The organism is Photobacterium sp. DNB22_13_2, assembly GCF_052873915.1.
This window is the reverse complement of record NZ_JBNNXU010000007.1, coordinates 211,717-231,641: the sequence shown is the minus strand read 5'-3', so window position 1 is coordinate 231,641 and position 19,925 is coordinate 211,717. Positions and strand designations below refer to the sequence as shown.

Genomic DNA, 19,925 nt, shown 5'->3' with positions numbered 1-19,925 from the left:
ACTGATGTGGTCAATCAATTAAACGTCCTAACCGCTTTTCCCATCCCTTTGTAACTGTATTGACGGCTGCTGTAAGGAATAAATGCTGACTCACCGGCAATCAAGTTAATCACCAGCCCTTCGCTTTCTAGCGTTAGCTTACCTTGCAGGCACATAATGATTTCGGCACTGCGGACAAATTCAGTCTGCGAGCTTTCGGTCAAGGAAATCACTTCAACCTTAAAGTCATCGACCGGTACGTTGTAGCCAATTTTGTGGCCTTTAACCTGCCCCTTCAGCCTTAAATGCTGGGCTGGAATAGGCTCAAAGCGCGTATTTTTCAGCAACTCTTCAACATCTATGAACTTTGGTGTTAAACCTGCCCGCAGCACGTTATCTGAACTTGCCATTACCTCAATACCTGTACCTTCCAGGTAAGCATGCGGCGTTTCAGCATCAAGATACATGGCTTCGCCAGCTTCTAACTCAATGACATTTAGCATTAATGGCGCAAACAAACCGACATCGCTTGGGTACTCTTTGGCAAAAGCCGCGATCAGTTCGAACACCATTTGGGCATCAGTTGAAAGTCCCTTTGATTCAATATTTTCCATCAGCTCGGCAATAGCTGTTTTCTTCTTCTCACCTGTTAGTGAAATCACTTCACGGAAGAATACTGCCAGCTGGAGTGGTGTAGGGTTCGCTTTAAGCGCCTGCACATCTTCTGCCAGTGTTTGACAACAAGCTTGCTCGAACAGTTCTACCGTTTCGTTAATGATACGGAAACCGTTCATCGCCTTGTAGTTGGTCAGGGCGTAAACCATCTCTGGCTTGTGGTTAGGATCTTTGTAGTTTCGCTCAGCTGCATTTAATGGGATCCCAGCTAGGTTTTCACGGTGGAAACCTGCTTCTGCTGCCGACTTTTTAGGGTGAACCTGAATCGACAACGGCTTGGCCGCGGATAATACTTTAACCAAGTATGGCAATTCACCAAATTTATCATGGGTATAACGACCCAAAACTGTTTCAGGGGATTGTTCAATCACATCTGAAAGTAGTTGGCTTTCACCATCGCAAACAATTCGAGAACACCCATTTGGATGAGCACCCATCCAGAGTTCAGCTTGCGGTTGGTCATCTGGGTTGATGATCCCAAACAGCCCCGTCATCGCCGTTTTACTGCCCCACGCATAATTTTGAATTACATTACCTAGCTTATACATATCATCGTTACCCGGATAAAAAGCTGCCGGGCAAGCCCGGCAGACAAATTGGAAGTATTTCACGTAGAAAAAGAACTAACGTCTTAGGAGCAAGCAGGGCTCATCACCCCCTGCCAGCTAGTTGCACTTTATTTAGAAGCGAACACGGAACGTCTTGGCCTGACAAGGACGCAGCTCGCCAAATTGACTCGCTTCAGTGCCCTGCTCTTCCAGCACCACTTCATCCATACGGGTTTCTACCCACTCAGTAATAGGGCGGCTGAAACGAATACCATCGGTAATAGTGTCTGTTTCTGACGGGTTGTAGACACGCAGAATGAGTGCATTCTCATCTTCGGCTTTCTTCAATACGCTAAGCACTGCCCCTTTCATCCCTTTCTCAAGCAAAGAGAAAGTCAAAGGTTTGTTTTGCTCGCCCACATTTAACTTCATCGCGTTGTATGGGATCTTGTTGTAGCACTGGATTGGCGTCACATTGTCACGCGCCATTGCCATAACATTGGCTTCAATATGATTTCCAGCAAAGCCACTCAAGGTAAAGTTACAGACGATTTTGCCCCGAACCTGCGAGTCAGGGGTTGGGATCTTAATGCCTGATGGACGACCCGGACGAAGTAGAAGCTCTTCTTTACCCAGCACGCCAACACCACGAAGTAACGTTAGTGCAAATGTATCTTTCTCTTCGTTGCCTTTTGCAGAAATCACTTCGAATTCACGTAGGCCGTTACTCATAATAGCCATACCTGCTTTGCCGCTCTCTAGCGCTGCAAAGTTCATCATCTGGTAAACAGGTACGGGCGCTTCTTTCCAACCGTCTTTTTCCCAGTTTTCCATTTCTGGATCGTTCACCGGACGGGTAATCAAACCAAATTGGTTATCGGCAACCACAGTTTCAGACACAAATGGCGTCGGAACCAACACACGTACACGGTGATCATCTGCCTGGTTATCCAACTCCATGCGAACTTCAATACGACGAGAACCCGCTTTAAGCACGACTTGGCAATCGACATCGACAAAACCATCTTGGTTGGTGCGATCTTCACGCGACTGAAGATTATCTGGCACGTCCATACGCAGTTTAATGCTAGCCACCGACTGGAAACCTTCATGCTTGATGTTTGTTTCAACTTTGAATTCATCAGAGTAAAGTAACCATTCTTTACGTGATGGTGAGTAGTCATACTCGTCGCCGTCATCCGAGCCATCTTCTAGACGAAGAACTTGATCATAGGTCTGCTCGGTTTCTTTATCAAAGATAGTCAAGGTACCGTTATCATTTACATTGATACGGTAGAACTCATTTTCCATCAGGTAATCTTTCTGCTCGGCAACTTTCACTTTGCCTTTGGTATTACCTTCAATATGCAGCGTCGTGAAGCCCATTGCCGGTACGATGTACTTAATTTGAATATCGTACTCTACGAACGGGTCGTAGTTTCCGTAGTGAACGATCTGGCGGTCAATTTTACCTGGGTCAATCACGCGTTGTTCTTGAATGAAGTACTCTATCTCATGGCCATGCTCGTCAAAGATCTTGAACTCTTTCGCACGGATAGTGATTGTCGTGTTGATCACTTCTTCACGGTCATAAGGTGACAGGTTGAACATCGCTAGCTTGTCACAGCCTTCACGGGTTGGCATGTGGTCAACAATCTTACGCTTGTAGAAGTTAATCAGATTCGTCGCCATATCATCTGCAAGGATGTAACGGTTCAAAATCTCGGCATGTACTTTATCGGAACAACAACAGCCAATTGAGTCGTGGGCATGGTTCTTCATGCTCTCTTTCCACATTTTTTCAATCAGGCCATGGTGGTAATCAAAGCCCAGAGTCCACGCAATCGATGCCAATGGCTCTAGAATATTTACAATCTTGTTTTCTACTTCCGCGTGGATCAGCTTGATGTCCATACGGGTAGACGAAATCGTACGGTGAACACGCATGTATTTACCGTCATTGAACTCGCCCTTGATGGTATCGAGTTGGTCACGAACTTCTTCGATGCGCTCGAATACTTCTTCAAATCGGCTCATCTTGAATTCGCGCTCAGGATAGATCTCGCGCAACTTATCCATTACTTCAAAAATATCTTCCTGAATCGGCATCTGGTCATGACCGTTAGGCAGCAGGATATCTTTAGTAACAGATGGCTTTTCCAACACCGGGAAGTATTTGTCTAGGCGAGCGCGCAGCCCTTCCTCATCTTGTGGCAGATATTTACCGATGGCGTAGCCCAAAGGCAGTACTTGCGCAGTCACTTCGCTGCCATCGTTACTTTGCCAGACGAATTCAGTTTTGTTGGTGCCGTGACGCTCAGAACAACCACGCCAGAACATCGCACGATCAATGCCAAAGCCATTGTAAATCATCGGCAGCTGAGAGCTCATTGAAAAGGAGTCTGGCAGGTAACCAATTTTCATTGCTTCGCCGAAGTTCATGCAATCACGTATGCCGTACATCATGTTACGAACGATGGATTCACCCGCAACCTGCATGGTATCGGTCTGTGAATACCATGGACCAATAATCAATTTGCCCGCTTGTACTTGTTTGCGTACTCGCTCTTCGTTTTCAGGCATGATAGCGAAGTAGTCTTCCAGAACGGCTGTTTGGCCATCAAGTACATAGAATGTGTATTCAGGATCTGACTCAAGACGAGTCAGGATTTCTTCCATGTTGTTTACTAACAGAATCCGCGACTCTTCTGTAGTGAAATACCATTCACGATCCCAGTGCATGTGAGGAGTAATATGAACGCGAGAAGTAGCCATAATAATGTACCTGATAATTTTTCTTTAATGTCGGGCGCAGAAAGCCTGCACCCGATGATTTAGAGTGTCGTCGTATTCCGACGTAAAATGCTGTGACGTGTAGTGCTTAGCTCTTGCTATAACAAGTAGAATTAAGCGTCAGCGGTCACTTTGAATGTGCCCTTTTTTGTCGCATGTGCCCTCCAGCTCACTAGCATCGCTGTTGAGATGGCGGCACCAATCAAGGCTGCACCCAACCAGATACCTGCAGCCATGAAGCTACCGATACCTGCGTCGTGAAGTAAGAACATTGAGAAAATACCTGCACCCGGAGTCGAAAGACCGATACCTGCCGCACCGACGATGGCACCTGTTACCATTGAGCCCGCAAGGAAGGAGCCAATAACACGGATTGGGTCTTCAATCGCCATAGGAATGGCACCTTCGGTGATACCCGCTAGGCCGAGTAACCACGTTGATTTACCGGTTTCAATTTCAAAGTCTTTAAACAGGCGTGGGGCGATCATGGTTGAAGCAGTAACCGTGAAGGCTGATACCATTTTCACCGAGCCAAAAATGGCATATGGGCCGTAGACACCGTTAGCCATTGCACCCAAGCAGAATGCATAAGCCGCTTTGTTCACTGGACCACCAAGGTCGAACGATACGAAGACACCAATGATTGCACCAAGTAATAACGCATTAGAGCCAGATAGGCCGTTTAACCAGTCGGTCAAACCTTGGTTCAGCATTGCTACCGGCTTACCGATAACAAACAACATCAGACTACCGACAACTAAGGTACCTATCACAGGGTAAAGGTAGAAGGTAAGGAAGCCGTTGAAGGCTGGGCTAAGACGAATGTTCTCTTTTACCCAGCGCATGAAGTAACCGGCAATCAAGCCACCGACTACACCACCAAGGAAACCAGAGCCAATCATGTTTGCGGCTAAACCGGCTGCAAAACCTGGGCCCAATGCGGGTTTATCTGCAAGGGAGTAGGCAGTATATGCAGCCAGTACCGGTACCATCAAGGTGCCAAGTAGACCACCACCCAGTTTACGGTACATGTATAGCCATGAGTTTTCGGTCGCATACAATTCTTGCAGATCAAAAATCTGTGCAATCAACACCGCAACCGCGAGAACCGTACCACCCGCAACAATAAGAGGAACTGCAAATGAAATACCGCTTAGCAATGCTTGCTTAAGCTCGGTCTTGAATGGAAGTTTCTTCGGTTTATCGCTCGTTGCTGCCACACGCTCTTCGGTTGTGCCATTCTTTGCTTCTTCCATCGCATCATTCAAGATACGCTCAGCATGGCGAATAGGCTCAGCTACTGGAGTTTCAACACGTGGGATACCGTTGAAGCGCTCGATTTCTTTAATCGCCACTTCAGCGGCAAATACCACGGCATCGGCTTTGTTAAGTTGCTCAGCCGTCAAGCGGCCTTCAATACCGTTAGCACCTTGCTTTTCAACATGGACATTGATGCCCATTTTCTTACCGGCCTTCTCAAGGTATTCCGCCGCCATGTATGTGTGGGCGATACCAGCAGGGCAAGCTGTAACACAAACGATAGTTGGACGCTGTTCATTTGTATTAAGGTTGTCTTGTTCTTCTTCTGCATCATTTTTACTGTCGAGTAGAATCATCAACTCTTCAGGGGTCTGTGCATTAAGCACCGCTTCACGAACGTCATCATCAACCAGCGTTGTGGTTAACTCAGTCAACAGGTGCATGTGGGTTGAACCGGCTTCTGCATTTGGAATGGCAATCAGAAAGACAAGATTTACATCTTCATCTTCGTCTTCATCTATACCTTTCCATTTAAGATCTTGTTTTAGCGTGGCAACAGCAAAACCAGCTTCTTTAACCGCGTCAGTCTTGCCATGTGGGACTGCTAAGCCTTCGCCTAGCGCTGTAGGGCCTTGCTCTTCACGGGCAAAAACCGCATCAAGGTAAGCTTGCTTGTCATGCAATTTGCCTTGCTGCTCCAGTTTGTCTGCCAGAGCATGAATCGCTGCTTCACGACTATCAAATGTCGTTTGGATTGAAATCAGCGACTTATGGGTAAGGGTAGTCAGTTTCATCGTCGTCCTCTGTACCGTCATCCAGGTAGGCGTGTATCGCCCTTAGTTGTATTAATACAAATATAATACGTATTCTGACAATGTGTTCTGTGATCGCATTCACACAACCTTACAAATAGGTATTAAAGTTGTATTAACTTTAAGTTCAGCTTGTATATGACAACTTTGAATGAAACCGTAAATACAGGTAAAATACCGGCATAGCTCGCTAGAGCACTATAGAAGCAACCATAGAAGCAACCATAGAAGCAACTATAGAAGTAATTCACCTAAGTGACTTCAAGTTACTGGTTTCAGAGCTTGATAGATAAGCAACTTGCCTTCCAGAGGAGAATGATGTGGCACGCCTTCCTATGTATCGTCAGATAGCTGACGCAATCAAGGAGAAGATCCAATCCGGTGAATACCAGCCGGGTGAGGCCTTGCCGACTGAAGCACGACTACGAGAAGCCTTCTCAGTGAGCCGAGTAACGGTTCGCCAAGCCTTAAAACTACTCGTAGAGCAAAATGTGTTGGAAAGCATTCAAGGAAGTGGGACCTATGTGAAAGAGAACAAGGTCAACTATGACATGTATGAGTACTCGAGCTTTTATGAAAAGCTGAGCCACTTGGATGTCAAAACTCACAGTGAAATTCTCGCATTCGAAATTACAACGCCAGCTCCGGCTATCGCCGAAGCGCTGGAGATCAGTGAAGAAGATAGGATCTTTTACGTCAAACGAGTCCGGTTTATTGACGATAGCCCTGTAACCCTTGAAGAAACCTGGATGCCGCTTTCGCTATTCCCCGACCTCACGTATGAAGTGATGCAGGGCTCAAAGTATGAGTTTATCGAAGGCACCAAAAAGATGGTAATTGACCGCAGTGAGCAGGAAATCATTCCGGTTCTGCCGCCACAAGAGGTAGTGAACCAGCTGAGCATCCCGGCCGAGCAACCAATTATCGAAAAGATCACCAAAGGATATTTGGTTGATGGTACGGTATTCGAATATAGCCGTAACTACTTCAAGTCGTCAGACTACAAGTTCACTCTAGTGGCTAAACGTAATCATCATTATTGAACATACTAATCAACAAAGTGGGCAAATATGCCCACTTCATAAGTGCTACTTCCGGATTTGTGAATCAAGGCCTAGCAATTACTGAGACTTTCAAAACCTCTCTATACTTACCAGCTATGGCATTTCGGGTACTTCCAACCTCTATACCAAACGGAATCACACTGGGTGTACGAGCAGACATTCGCCCTAACTCAAAGCTGACAGGATGTTTAGAGGCCTTAACCTTTTGACGGTTAACTAATAAGTAATATGGAATCGTTCCTTGGGAATCAACATGCTTCAATACACCATTTTCGGGTTCAACTTTCATCACCACATTCGCATTACTCTGCACTTGAAAATCAAATTGTCTTGTTAATCCAGACTTTAATCGCCCTAGCATAACTTGATGATAAGAGCCCATACTCTTCATCCATGAATAACGAGAACTGTCGATCTTAAGGCTGGCAAACGGCTTAACATAGTAATTGATATTTTTAGTTTGAGTTGATACTGGTCTATGTTGCGTATTAGAAATAAGGCTAACATCAACACTCGTATGATAGTGCCCAGCCGAAAGAAATGAACCCTGCGGAATTTTCAACCAAAAATAAGTTAACTTCGCTTGTTCTAAATTAAGTCTAACGCTTTGGCTATCAACTAATGCTAATGGTGTAATATGCTTATCAAAAAATTGAAGGGCAACTCGTCCCTGAGGCCCTTTAAGCCAAAACTGAGGTTCAGATTTTGTTGAAATGACAACACCGTTAGCACACTGGCGAAGTGACGACCCTAGCTCAATATACGCTTTTATCCATGTTGACTCACCGAAGTTTGGTCTAATGGATGATTCTTCATCAATAAATCTAACCATCCAACTCCCTGTACAATCGTCATTAGCATGTGAAAACAACGGCAGACATATAAATATTAACCAATACCATTTCTTCATATCCTTTCCTCATATTGTCTTTATATTGAAAACCCATTGTTATAATGACATGCTCATAGCCTTATCATAATCAATGATAAAACTGTCCATATTCGGTACAAAAATCTCTTGGCCTGGATGGATAATATTACCGTCAGTTAGCTCATTTACGCTCACAACATAGTCGCTCAAAGAGAGTGTTAAACGGTGCTTTTCAACAGTTGAAAAATCAAACCCATTATTCTGCTTAGCCCGCCTTACTTCAGCGTAGGTGTATCGCCAAATAGAATCACCAGGGCGAACAAGTATAATTCTTCCTACGGATGACGTTTCTTCATTCGTTTTATCGTCCTTCTCATCAGAGCTCTCTTCAACCACTTCAAATTGCTTCACTCCAGGAGCAGATAAAGTGATTGGGTCTAAGTAAACAAGTGGATCATCTGCTTCCTCAAGAATAAAAGAAGCACGGATTGAAGGATCGGTATTTTGATGGATAATGTAATTACCAGGCTGCATACCTTCCACCACAAAGCGGCCATTGCGATTAGTAAATGTCGAATACCGGCCATTTTCACCGACAATATTAAAACTTTTCAATGCAACAGCAGCGGATGACGAATCCTGCAAACGACCAATAACGGTGTAAACCGCATCGGAACCAATATGGATCGCATGCCCCGTCAAGCTACCTGGCACAATAGAATACCAAGGATTACCATAATCTAACCCAGGGGGAGCACCTGGAATATCGACATTAACTTGATTATTGGTAAAGGCACGATTAAGCCCAACAACAGCAGGTAACTGATGGGTAGCAATCGCATTAGGGCTATAACCTTCAAATCCATTGACCTCTACATCCAACCCATCCAAAGATTGATGTGTCGATACAATAGAGAATGGGCCTACTGGTCCACTACCCACACCAAACCGCCCACCGGCATAACCAACAGTTGTCGACAAATAAATTGACGCTGCTAATTCATCATCAGAAGACTTAGCGCCATATCTTGATACATTTGCATTACCACGCCACCGATTCGCCACATAATTAATGTTACCACTTTGGCGATCATAATCATCATGGCGCTCCGCAGAGAGGCGGTAACCCAGCCCATCGATGCCATAATCACTGGCTCGGGAGAAATCAGCTGAAACTCTGTTATCATCCGTGTCATAGTTTAATGATGAATAATAACGCTGGTTATCTGAAGACCAGTCCCAACTCAGACTTAGGTTCACAGTATATTCATCGCGACCAGAGAGTGATTCAGAATTATATTCACCACGTAGCCCAACCCTAAATGTATTTTGGTTAGCACCAAAAAAGTAATTAGCCAAAGCATAATAAGTTTCATTTAGTTCTGAATCTTCATAGTTACTTACACGAGCACCAATTGAAAAATCAACAACATCGAGAGGGTAAGCGGTATAATCAATATAGGTAGTATAACCATCTCGTTGGCCATCACTTAGCCAAGGTGTTGATGAAAAATTATTTTGATATTCATAACCTATTCGTAAATTTCCCGCGCTGCTAATTCCACTCCCAAATATAGATTGTTCATAGTCAATTGAACCAATATAACCGTTACGATACTCATTCTCGCGATAGTGGCCATAGGTTAACCTAAGAGATAGGTTACCCAAGAAGTTGCCAGTAACAGCAGACACACCTAAAATGCCACCATCATCTGAGAGTAGACCATTGAATCCAGCGGTAAGCTCGTCTGATAGTCCATAATCATAATAGCCAGATATCACATAATCATCGGAATAGGTAATATCCCGATCATCATAGTCAGATATGGAACCGACAGAAAATCCAAAATCACTTAAACCAGCCTTGAGCAAGGTTGCATTGTAATAACGGGAAAAGTAAAGTGTTTCAGTCCGACCTGATAAGTAATTTATTTCTAGCCTAACATCATTATTTCCTGACGATAATGGCAAGTTATCAACATTATATCTACCTGGTTCAAGCCTATAGCGAGTTACATATATCCCATTAACGTAAAACTCTACTTCAGCGCTTTCACTAAGCTGGAAAAACTGATTTCCAGTGTTTTGAATATTTCGATCAGGCTGAAGATCATAGAAACTCCGATAAATAGAAAAACCACCTAATTCATAATTAGGCAGATGACCAGCAGATGGGCTTGATACGTCACCGAGCGAGTATCTGGCAGGTTGCTGATAGCGATCATGATACAGAACCACTGGGCCTCTTAGGCTCTGCCATTCATTGCCCTCACTGTTATCATCGTTTAAATAGCCAAAAGATGCATTTGTCATCAAATTCACACCCTGATGTCCCCCCCAGTTAAAGCCACCTAGCCACTGTAATACAGCACTATCTGATGAGTCGGATGCATCACTGTAATCATACTCGACGCTGAAACTTGAAATAGCAGAAAACGATTCACTGGGTGTTGGTGGAAGCCCGACAAAACCAACATCACTATTTAAATAGTGTACACGATCCTTACCATCGTCAATATGAACGGATAATGAAAATGCCGATGACATAAATTCAACAGCTATACCTTGCTGTTTAAGCTCATCCAATGATATGTATTGTTGTTCATATGAGTTCGTCCATTTAAGCGCATCGTCATTAAGAAGCGGGGATATGAAATATAATAAGTTATTTTTGTTAATTGAACAGACTTGGTGACCATCCGTTTTCGCTAAAACGTTACCAAGTTCGCGTTGAAAATATAATAGTGGCAATGGCATTTCAAATGCCATGTCTTCGCAATTGGATAATGAAGCTCTTATGAAACTGCTATAAGAAGCCAAAAATAGCAGTAATAAAAAAACTAATAAGTACCTCCCTGTTCGTCCCATCACAACACCTATTTCGTTAATAATGAGTTTAAATGCACCCTATTACTCAATTCATTATCTAAACCTGTCATTTTAAATTCATTAATAATTAAATAAGAGTTTGGCATCAGATAACGTTGATTAAGCGTTTCCTCCATATCAAGCCAACTATATAATTTATTTTGACCATTAATTGTAAAGTCAAATTTCCAATCAGTTAAGTCTAACACACCATTACCTGTATTTTTTATTGTTACCTCAGGCTTACCATCAATATCAAGATTAGATATTACTGCAAGAGCACTGGTTTCTGGTACATTAACAATCACTATTGTCGAGAATCGCATAGTAAACTCAACGAGACTTTGCTCATTTTCATCAATATCAACAGGAAGCTGTTCAAAAACCACCCTATACGCTGTACTTTCTGTTATATTTTTGTTTGGTAAATATCGCAATCTGAATGTTTGATTTGCTTTTGACTGAATCACAGTCTGTGGGGGTAAAATCAGAAATTCATCATCTGCAGGTATTAAAATCTCCTCATTCTTATCATTAAATGCTATTTTAAAGATAGAAATTTCAAGTGTTACCTCATTGTTGCTATCATTTGTGACTAAATAATCCCCATAACTTCCTCTCCCTGTTATATCAACTTCCTGTAACATAGGTTGCACTTGATAAGCATCAGCTGATGAGAAACAAAGTAATAATATAAGACATTGGAATAATCGCATCACATGCACTCCAAAATTATTGAGGTAGGGTATCCTCCCCTACCTCAATAGATATTAATTAATAGAATTTAGATTCAACATCTATAACCAGCGCAGTTTTATAAACTCCATGAACTTTTGGAGTACTTTCTACTTTAATCCATACATCTTTGTTAATATCCCAATTCCTCCACTCTTTTTCAGTTGCAGTTCTTCCAAAGCCCTCATTCTGATCAAAACTCAATTCATACCCCGTAGTGTCCCAAGAGGTTGGGTTCACGAACTTACCAATATGGTACTTCGGTTTTACACTGACGGTAGTTTTAGGTAAGTTACAATAAACATTTAGTTTACCTACTTTTTGTGCATTGAGGTTTTTCAAATCAACATAAGTTGCATCGTTATGATGTGTTAACTCTTTCTCAGCATCAAAACTTGCACTACATCTTTGTGGGATAAAACCTAGAAGTTCCACTTCGAATTTGTCGTCAAAGCGTTTATCCACTTCGTAATGCTCATTCCATTTATCCCCACCACCACCTTGGCCACCACCACCATGACCTTTTGCTAATGTGCCCATGCTACATGTTAATGCTATTACAGATAATGCAATTATTGACTTTTTCATAATCAAGCTCCCTGTGCGTTTATCATTAGTACTGCGTTATTTGTGTTTGTAGTTCTTACTGCCTTGTTCATTGTTAGAATATGACACTGAGTCAACTAAAACATCGTCAATAAGGTTGAAAGTTTTAATTAATTTTATTTTTTAAGATTGATAACAGATTGAGAGCTAAATTTAGCCCCCAATGTGGCACTGGAAAATAATAAGGTTAACTAATGAGAAATACTATAGAGATAGAGATAGAGATAGAGATAGAGATAGAGATAGAGATAGAGATAATACAAAAAGGTTTTTATGCAGAAAAGGGATGGTAGCAGCCTAATTGCTATAGGCTGCTAAAGATGACTAGTTTGCATATTCATTTTCTTTATAATCATTAATAATCAAGCCCAGCAACTCAGAACGTGAGCTAACCGATAGCTTTGACAGAATGTTATGTACATGACTTTTAACAGTATGAATACTAATGTTTTTTTCTAATGCAATTTGCTTATTGTTTAGGCCATTCAATACAAGCTTACATATATCCTGCTCTTTAGATGTGAGTTGAGAAGCATTAAACAAGTCATTCATTTTACTATTTTTATGTACATATTTCTCTTGATAGAACTGAATAACAAAACGCATATGATGCTTTGGAAAGCACATCTGGCCTTGCTCTATCGCTCTGATAATAACAGAGAAATTATTAATTAATTCCAAAATGGAAAGCACACCAACAAAGCCTTTATCAATCCATGAAATAGTATCAGATGTCGTAGCGTCATCGATATTAACTAAGATCCATGCTCTTTTATCACCTTGAACATGGAAAACATACTTCTCCACTTCACTTAAACTTTTATAGTCAATGATATAGATATTATCACTCGCTTCTCCCACCTCTGAATGATGCATTTCATATAGAGAGTCATATACTTGCCCATTATAATCTTGGGGAAGATAATATATTAGCTGATTGACAGCCTCTCTTAATTCTTTATTTTTAGTATAGAGTTTTATTGCTGGTATCATAATGATGTCCCTTTCGTTCCAGTCATGCCATTATTAAATTATGCATGCTGAAACAACATATTTCGTGATATTGGTCCCAACAAAAAACATTTCACTTTGTAACAAAACATTACAAAGCGGACTAATTACTTTAATGACTAAATTATTAGTCAGCGAATCATTAAAAATATCAATAATGCACAGCCAATTGGGCATGATGATGAAAATAAAAGCATATTGAATCTATTTGATAAGGTAAAATGTTATATGGGATTATTCAAAATAATCATATTTTCACAGTTGAGGCTAATAAATCAATTAGCAGCTGCCTACTTTATAAGACATTGAAGGGTAATAAATATACAGTCGATAATGACAAAACAGTCAATTAATAACCATTACATTAATAAATACACGGTTGCCTCAGAAAAATCTATTGATTGGTCATCTCACAGAAAAGTGAGATTAATGGTGCTTCTTATAATCATCATTAGATTAATAATAACATTATAAATTTCCACCGCATCCAATTAGTAATTATTTTTATGCAAATCATAAATGATTGCGATTATCCGCCTATAGTTAAGCTAACACTTGGGTTTAGAGGGATCTTTAATGGCGACAGGTTTATTTCTTTTTCAAAACGATTTACGACTGCATGACAACTCAGCACTTGCCTTAGCAACTCAGGAGGTCGATCACCTTATCTGCGTGTATTGTTTACCGGTTGATACGACCAATCGCTACCCATACCACATCAGTAAGCACGGTACTTACAGGAAACAATTTCTCTTACAGTCACTCCATAATCTTGCAGGGCAACTTAGTCAACGAGGGCAGAGCTTGCATGTCATGCTGGACCATCCGCTGAATGTCATTCCTGAGTTAATCAGCCAGTATAACGTCTCCATGATTTACACCAGCGAAAATGCTGGTGTGTATGAACAACGCAACTGGCACACGCTCAAGGGTAGATACCCATATATTACATTCCGAAAAGTTGCGACACACACCCTGTTTGATAAAGTCGAATTGCCTTTTGATGTCAAAGCATCACTTCCACCTACCTTTACCCAATTCCGGAAGCAAGTCGAAGAGTTAGAGGTTCGTTCACCGCTAACAACCATTGCTAAGCTGCCATCATCTCCTGGCAGACTCAAAGCTTTTGATGTGGTAAGTCCAATGATTAACCCAAAACTGTTAGCTGACTTTGATGGCGGTGAAACGGCAGCTTTAAAGCATCTTGAGCGCTACTTTACTTCTAATGCGCCCAGTCGTTACAAATTAACCCGAAATGAACTTGATGGCTGGGAGAATTCGACCAAGTTTTCACCTTGGTTGGCACTAGGATGCTTATCTGCGAACAGAATTCTTAAACACCTAAGCCAATATGAAAAGGATATCGAATGCAACGAATCCACTCAATGGATAAAGTTCGAACTGCTTTGGCGCGAATACTTTCAATGGTATGCCCACAGCTACGGTTCAAAACTTTATACTTATTCAGGTATCACATCGACACAACTACATACCGCATTCTACCCTGAGCGCTTCCGCCGTTGGTGTGAGGGAAATACCCCCTATCCTATTGTTAATGCCTTAATGAACCAGCTACGGAGAGCCGGTTATATATCTAACCGTGGAAGACAAATAGCAGCGAGTTGCCTGGTCAATGAGCTCAGTGTGGATTGGCGCTATGGTGCTGCATATTTCGAAGAGCACCTCATCGATTATGACACCGCTTCAAACTGGGGTAATTGGCAGTACATTGCTGGTGTTGGTGCCGATCCACAGCAAGGACGCCACTTCAATTTATTAAAACAAACCGAGCTCTATGATCCTAATGAAGAATTTATACGTAGATGGGATGGAAACAACCATGACGGCCGTATCGACTCTGTCGATGCCGCTGATTGGCCTATACGTTGAAAATAGGTAAAGGATGGGTACCAAAATGGTAGTCAAGCAATATAAAACACTGAGATTGATCCTAGGTGATCAGCTAAATGCAAGGCATTCTTGGTATCACAATGTTGATGATTCAACCCTATACCTGATTTCGGAACTTCATCAAGAAGCAGGATATGTCGCCCACCATATACAAAAAATCTCGGCTTTTTTCGCTGCAATGGAGCACTTTGCCAAGCAGCTAAAGCTGTCAGGTCATGAAGTCATCCATCTGAGTTTAGACCAATCAGCGCAGTTTGAAGATTTACCCTCTCTCATCGACAGCCTATTACAGCAACACAATTGCGAATGTTTCGAATTCCAACGCCCTGATGAATACAGGCTATATGAACAACTGCATACACTAGCTGGCTCTCTAAGCCAAGCAAATATCCGATGCAAAGAATATGACACGGAGCACTTCCTACTACCGTTCAATGAGATCCAGATGGACTTTCCACAAGGAAAGCATGTTTTGATGGAGCACTTTTATCGCCGCATGAGAAAACGGTTTAACCTGCTGATGGATGATGGCAAACCACTTGGTGGGAAATGGAATTTTGATAAGATCAACCGTAACAAGCTTAAAAATAATGAACTTAAACACATACCGAATCCACTCTGCTTTGCTAATAATGTCACTGAAATCTTGAATAGGATTGAGGCTCACCAAGTTCGAACCATTGGAAAGGCGCAACAGCAATTATTATGGCCAGTCACTGCGACTCAAGCCAAAGAGTTGTTACATTACTTTTGTCAACAATGCCTACCGCAATTTGGTTGTTTTCAAGATGCCATGACAGAAAACTCACCGCACAGTTGGAGCTTATATCACTCTCGACTCTCTTTTGCCTTGAACTCAAAACTTATCTCACCGAAAGACGTTATTGATCAAGCTATCTTTGCCTATGAACAAGATAGCGTTATTGATATAGCCCAAATAGAAGGTTTCGTTAGACAAATTCTGGGATGGCGTGAGTATATCCGAGGAATTTATTGGGCCAACATGCCCAACTACAAAGAAACCAATGCATTAGATGCCAAGCGCTGCTTGCCTGATTTTTTTTGGACAGGGAATACCAAGATGGCTTGCATGAAAGCCGCGATATCACAATCTTTGGATTATGCCTATGCCCACCATATTCAACGCCTAATGGTAACGGGTAACTTCTGCTTACTGACAAGTATCGCTCCCGACGAGGTCGAACAGTGGTACCTTGGTATATATATTGATGCTATTGAATGGGTGGAAATGCCAAATACCCGCGGCATGGCACTCTTCGCCGATAACGGCATTATCGCAACAAAACCCTATGCTGCCAGCGGTAATTATATCAACAAGATGAGCGACCACTGTAAGCATTGCTATTATGATGTAAAAACAAAAACAGAAGCAAATTCATGCCCTCTCAATAGTTTATACTGGAATTTTTTGCATCAGCACGAATCATGGCTAGCTAAGAACCATAGAACAAGAATGATTTATAGAAGCTGGGATAACATGACTGAAGACGACAGAAAGTTAGTAATAAATAAAGCCAATAGTCTATTGATAAATTTAGAAGATTTATAAGTTAAAATTAGCTTCCTGTGCTTATAAATATATTCCCATACTTTCATGAGCACTTTAATGCAATTAGCATTCACAATAAATTTCATATGGAAATATTTTCTTACCAGCTATGCCAGAAATTAATCTTTCCAATTTCTTAAATAAAACACCATTGAATATACGACTTTTTTGGGATGCATGTCACACTAACTATCTAGAAACATGTACGCGATGTCGGAAAAATCATTCATCAAAAGGAAATTTATATGAAGTGCTGCGAAAGTCCTACCGCAATTCAAATAAAAAGAAGTGTTATTCAAAAGTTTTTTTACAATGCAATTTACAAATGTAGAAACTGTGGAAGCATAATCAAGCTATAACCAGTAACAAATATTTACCTTTAACCTTAACATTCTTATATAATTACAAATACGACTACTTCAATAATTCAGTGTTATTAGATACACATTAAATCAAAGCAAATTATTACATTGATAACACATCAATATACCCAAGCTACATCAAGATGCAGGTTCAGCGAGAATTTATTAGCTTACAGACAAGGCGTTGTTTTGAAGATCTAGTGGCTCTAAATCAAGAAACAATAACGCAGTATAGAAGCTTAGAAAACTCGCCCTTCGGGAGGGTGTCAGCACATTGAGGTAGCTTGGGTATAAGATAAAGAAACCGATTGAATTGATTGTATTTTAATTACCTCTGATTTGTACTTAGACTTAACGTTGGAAAGGATGAGCGGTTCGCACCGCTCATCCTTTCTCACATAATCACGAAAGTGATAGGTACCTTATAAATTATGATGCAACAGGTTCCGAGCTCATTTGTCGATTCTTTTGTCGACGCTTCACTATCAGTAAAACACCAGCACATAGCATGCCTGCTGATGATACCGTTAGACCAATACCGAAGATCATTTGGTAAGCCTCGATCTTGTCGAAAGTATCGATGATCCAACCGTTAAGCGCATAGGCCCAGAACACTGACGCGTAAGCGGCAAACGAGCCTACACTCATCGCTGCACCGCTACATTGATCAGGTACACCCGCTTCTGCAACCGGGGCTAAGATAATGCCTTTTGCTAAAAAGATAGAGAACGAGAAACACATCAGCAGGATAATATTCATCATTAGCATACCTTCACCTTTCGGCATCAAAATGGTACCTAATAGACATAATGCTGTTAAACCAAGGCTAAACATCATCATCTTAGTCGATGACTTGAATAGAAAATCAGACAATGAACCAGCAACAAGCCCCGCGATAACCCCCATTGCACCAGTATTGATAATACCGAACATTGCTGCCTGAGAGGTGGTTAAACCAAATACGGCTTGTAAATAAGGTACGGTATAAATGAGGGTGATGTAAGTCCAGTAAACGGTCATCGATGTTAGGGCTGCTAGCCATACTGTCGGCATTTTCAGTACATGGATAAGACCTTGTAGTGCAGCTTTATTTTTAGATTCACCGTCTTTTACTTCCAGTCTGTTATCTGGCACATATTTCCAGATCAGGTAAATCATTGGAATGATAAGCAGGGTATAGAACAGAATGGCACCCTTGAATACTAGAATAGAACCACCAACCAGCGCCATAATACCGACGATAGCAGCATTCATACTCATTTCCAGCGCACGGCGGACAGATTCTAGCAGGCCAAAGGCCATCCCTTTGTTGTTGTCTCCCGACATCAAATTGACGCCGTTTACTACCGCTGGCCAGAAAATAGCATCTGTAATACCCCATAAACCGGCAATAATGGCCAGTACGGTGAAGTCAGGCTGGAACACGATGATAAACATCATGCTGACTAAACGAACGGTAAGGCTGCTCATCAAAATTGAACGCACAGAAAAACGGTTATTTACCCAACCAGCTGGAATGTAGAAGAACATTGCAGAGCCGATTAAGGTAAACAAGATACCCATCTGGGTATTATCGATATTGAGCACATCCAATAGTAAGTTATAGAATGTACCTTTAAAAGCTTCAAAAGCGGAGTAGATGATCTGACCAGACATAACCACTGACAAGAAGCCATAAAAGCGCTTGTTCGAGTCAAAACCTATTTTTTCAATCATTCTCTTCATATCAAAATCTCTTTTATTTAGTTGTTATTTATCGTTATTTTTATATTTTGATGGGAATTGATGTGATATATCGGTGAATACACCATCAACCCCCCAATTGAATAACTGATTGGCTCGAGCAAGATCATTTACCGTATAAACATTAATTTTGTAGCCCGCCGCCTTGAACTTTTGAACTTTTTCTTTGGTAAGGTTGACATCTTCTGGGTGAATGTACTCCGCTTGACAAGCTTCTAGGATTGAACACCAATCATCCCATAGGTTAGCGTCTTCAAATAAACAAGCTACTGTGGTTTCAGGGCGACGACGCTTGAACTCAACAAGTGCTAAGTGATTAAAGCTAGAAACAATCAACTCGCGTTCAGGATTCAGCTGTTCTAAATCACGAATGACATTCGTAAGTAACTTGTCTGTCATCTCCCAGCCAGCAGTACAAGACTTGATCTCAACGTTGAGGTTAAGTTTATGTTCATTAGCAAGCGTAACGAGTTGTTCAAAGGTGGGGATTCTTTCGCCAATAAAATCATCATGGAACCAGCTACCTGCATCAATGCTAGGCAAATCGCTTACCGTAAGGTCATATAAGCTTCCACAGCGATCAGTACAACGATCCAGCGTATCGTCGTGAGATAAAACAACCGTTCCATCGGCCAATATATCAACATCACATTCAATCCATTGAATTCCATATTGCTTGCACATGGAAAATGCCGCCAGCGTATTTTCAGGTGCGAGTGCTGACATTCCACGGTGAGCAAATACTTTTTTCATTTCGTTACCTATATTATTTTCGAACGAGCATTGTCGTGGTCGAAAATATACAGAAAGCTATGCATGGAAAATGTGATGTATATGCAATAAGAGCAAGCCATAATGTGACACGCTAGACAGAAAGTGAAATAAAACCAGCCAGCACATCAATAAATCACTGAATAAGCTTCAAAATACGACACTTAATCTACCATACTCACTGAGAAGCAGTATATTGCTTCAGTGTTTTCTCAAAGGCGCATAGGTAATCACGTACCCGTTTCTAGACACGGTGCTAAGCCGCTGACATAAACTAAATGTAAGCCTAACTCTGTGGCCTAAAAACTATCTCCAATAAAAGTAAAAACACGCCATTTATTGAATC

The 19,925-nt window shown here is 41.5% G+C and carries 13 protein-coding genes; 3 read left to right on the top strand and 10 right to left on the bottom strand.

Annotation, left to right across the window (positions count from 1 at the left end):
• Positions 1 to 14 precede the first annotated feature (14 nt).
• The 3 genes from manA to mngA all read right to left on the bottom strand — a co-directional run bounded on the left by manA (position 15) and on the right by mngA (position 6,049).
• Positions 15 to 1,202, bottom strand: a complete 1,188-nt coding sequence (gene manA, locus ACVA58_RS13115; RefSeq protein ID WP_446510883.1) for a mannose-6-phosphate isomerase, class I — start codon at positions 1,200 to 1,202, stop codon at positions 15 to 17.
• Positions 1,203 to 1,334: 132 nt separating this feature from the next.
• Positions 1,335 to 3,977 (bottom strand): mannosylglycerate hydrolase, encoded by a 2,643-nt coding sequence (mngB, locus tag ACVA58_RS13110; protein WP_446510882.1) that lies wholly within the window; start codon positions 3,975 to 3,977, stop codon positions 1,335 to 1,337.
• Between the two features lie 131 nt (positions 3,978 to 4,108).
• Positions 4,109 to 6,049, bottom strand: coding sequence for a PTS 2-O-a-mannosyl-D-glycerate transporter subunit IIABC (gene mngA / locus ACVA58_RS13105; RefSeq protein WP_446510881.1), 1,941 nt, complete (start codon positions 6,047 to 6,049; stop codon positions 4,109 to 4,111).
• 338 nt (positions 6,050 to 6,387) lie between these two features.
• Between mngA and ACVA58_RS13100 the strand changes: the two genes are divergently transcribed.
• Complete coding sequence (locus tag ACVA58_RS13100) at positions 6,388 to 7,110, top strand: GntR family transcriptional regulator (RefSeq protein WP_446510880.1); 723 nt, start codon at positions 6,388 to 6,390, stop codon at positions 7,108 to 7,110.
• A gap of 64 nt (positions 7,111 to 7,174) precedes the next feature.
• Here ACVA58_RS13100 and ACVA58_RS13095 read toward each other — a convergent pair whose 3' ends face one another.
• The 5 genes from ACVA58_RS13095 to ACVA58_RS13075 form a co-directional block, all read right to left on the bottom strand.
• Entirely contained in the window at positions 7,175 to 8,041 is an 867-nt protein-coding gene (locus tag ACVA58_RS13095) for a hypothetical protein (RefSeq protein ID WP_446510879.1), read from the bottom strand.
• A 39-nt stretch (positions 8,042 to 8,080) separates the two neighbouring features.
• Entirely contained in the window at positions 8,081 to 10,771 is a 2,691-nt protein-coding gene (locus ACVA58_RS13090) for a hypothetical protein (RefSeq protein ID WP_446510878.1), read from the bottom strand.
• Between the two features lie 107 nt (positions 10,772 to 10,878).
• Positions 10,879 to 11,586, bottom strand: a complete 708-nt coding sequence (locus ACVA58_RS13085; RefSeq protein ID WP_446510877.1) for a hypothetical protein — start codon at positions 11,584 to 11,586, stop codon at positions 10,879 to 10,881.
• 58 nt (positions 11,587 to 11,644) lie between these two features.
• Positions 11,645 to 12,193 carry a hypothetical protein gene (locus ACVA58_RS13080; protein ID WP_446510876.1) on the bottom strand — a complete coding sequence of 183 codons (549 nt, stop codon included), beginning with the start codon at positions 12,191 to 12,193 and terminating at the stop codon, positions 11,645 to 11,647.
• Between the two features lie 342 nt (positions 12,194 to 12,535).
• Positions 12,536 to 13,204 (bottom strand): helix-turn-helix transcriptional regulator, encoded by a 669-nt coding sequence (locus ACVA58_RS13075; protein ID WP_446510875.1) that lies wholly within the window; start codon positions 13,202 to 13,204, stop codon positions 12,536 to 12,538.
• A 594-nt stretch (positions 13,205 to 13,798) separates the two neighbouring features.
• On the opposite strand from ACVA58_RS13075, the gene ACVA58_RS13070 reads away from it, so the two are divergent.
• Positions 13,799 to 15,112, top strand: a complete 1,314-nt coding sequence (locus ACVA58_RS13070) for a DASH family cryptochrome (RefSeq protein WP_446510874.1) — start codon at positions 13,799 to 13,801, stop codon at positions 15,110 to 15,112.
• 25 nt (positions 15,113 to 15,137) lie between these two features.
• Positions 15,138 to 16,703, top strand: coding sequence for a cryptochrome/photolyase family protein (locus ACVA58_RS13065; RefSeq protein ID WP_446510873.1), 1,566 nt, complete (start codon positions 15,138 to 15,140; stop codon positions 16,701 to 16,703).
• A 791-nt stretch (positions 16,704 to 17,494) separates the two neighbouring features.
• Here ACVA58_RS13065 and ACVA58_RS13060 read toward each other — a convergent pair.
• Both ACVA58_RS13060 and ACVA58_RS13055 read right to left on the bottom strand, forming a co-directional pair.
• On the bottom strand, positions 17,495 to 18,790 hold the full coding sequence (locus ACVA58_RS13060; RefSeq protein WP_446510872.1) for an MFS transporter: 1,296 nt from the start codon (positions 18,788 to 18,790) through the stop codon (positions 17,495 to 17,497).
• Positions 18,791 to 18,814: 24 nt separating this feature from the next.
• Positions 18,815 to 19,561 (bottom strand): glycerophosphoryl diester phosphodiesterase, encoded by a 747-nt coding sequence (locus tag ACVA58_RS13055; protein WP_446510871.1) that lies wholly within the window; start codon positions 19,559 to 19,561, stop codon positions 18,815 to 18,817.
• Positions 19,562 to 19,925 lie beyond the last annotated feature (364 nt).

What these genes read in the sequence shown, in the direction of transcription:
- ACVA58_RS13065 (WP_446510873.1), top strand. Translation starts at nt 15,138, where the DNA reads ATGGTAGTCAAGCAATATAAAACACTGAGATTGATCCTAGGTGATCAG.
- ACVA58_RS13060 (WP_446510872.1), bottom strand. Translation starts at nt 18,790, where the DNA reads ATGAAGAGAATGATTGAAAAAATAGGTTTTGACTCGAACAAGCGCTTT.
- mngB (WP_446510882.1), bottom strand. Translation starts at nt 3,977, where the DNA reads ATGGCTACTTCTCGCGTTCATATTACTCCTCACATGCACTGGGATCGT.
- ACVA58_RS13085 (WP_446510877.1), bottom strand. Translation starts at nt 11,586, where the DNA reads ATGCGATTATTCCAATGTCTTATATTATTACTTTGTTTCTCATCAGCT.
- ACVA58_RS13070 (WP_446510874.1), top strand. Translation starts at nt 13,799, where the DNA reads ATGGCGACAGGTTTATTTCTTTTTCAAAACGATTTACGACTGCATGAC.
- manA (WP_446510883.1), bottom strand. Translation starts at nt 1,202, where the DNA reads ATGTATAAGCTAGGTAATGTAATTCAAAATTATGCGTGGGGCAGTAAA.
- ACVA58_RS13055 (WP_446510871.1), bottom strand. Translation starts at nt 19,561, where the DNA reads ATGAAAAAAGTATTTGCTCACCGTGGAATGTCAGCACTCGCACCTGAA.
- ACVA58_RS13075 (WP_446510875.1), bottom strand. Translation starts at nt 13,204, where the DNA reads ATGATACCAGCAATAAAACTCTATACTAAAAATAAAGAATTAAGAGAG.
- ACVA58_RS13090 (WP_446510878.1), bottom strand. Translation starts at nt 10,771, where the DNA reads ATGGCATTTGAAATGCCATTGCCACTATTATATTTTCAACGCGAACTT.
- mngA (WP_446510881.1), bottom strand. Translation starts at nt 6,049, where the DNA reads ATGAAACTGACTACCCTTACCCATAAGTCGCTGATTTCAATCCAAACG.
- ACVA58_RS13095 (WP_446510879.1), bottom strand. Translation starts at nt 8,041, where the DNA reads ATGAAGAAATGGTATTGGTTAATATTTATATGTCTGCCGTTGTTTTCA.
- ACVA58_RS13080 (WP_446510876.1), bottom strand. Translation starts at nt 12,193, where the DNA reads ATGAAAAAGTCAATAATTGCATTATCTGTAATAGCATTAACATGTAGC.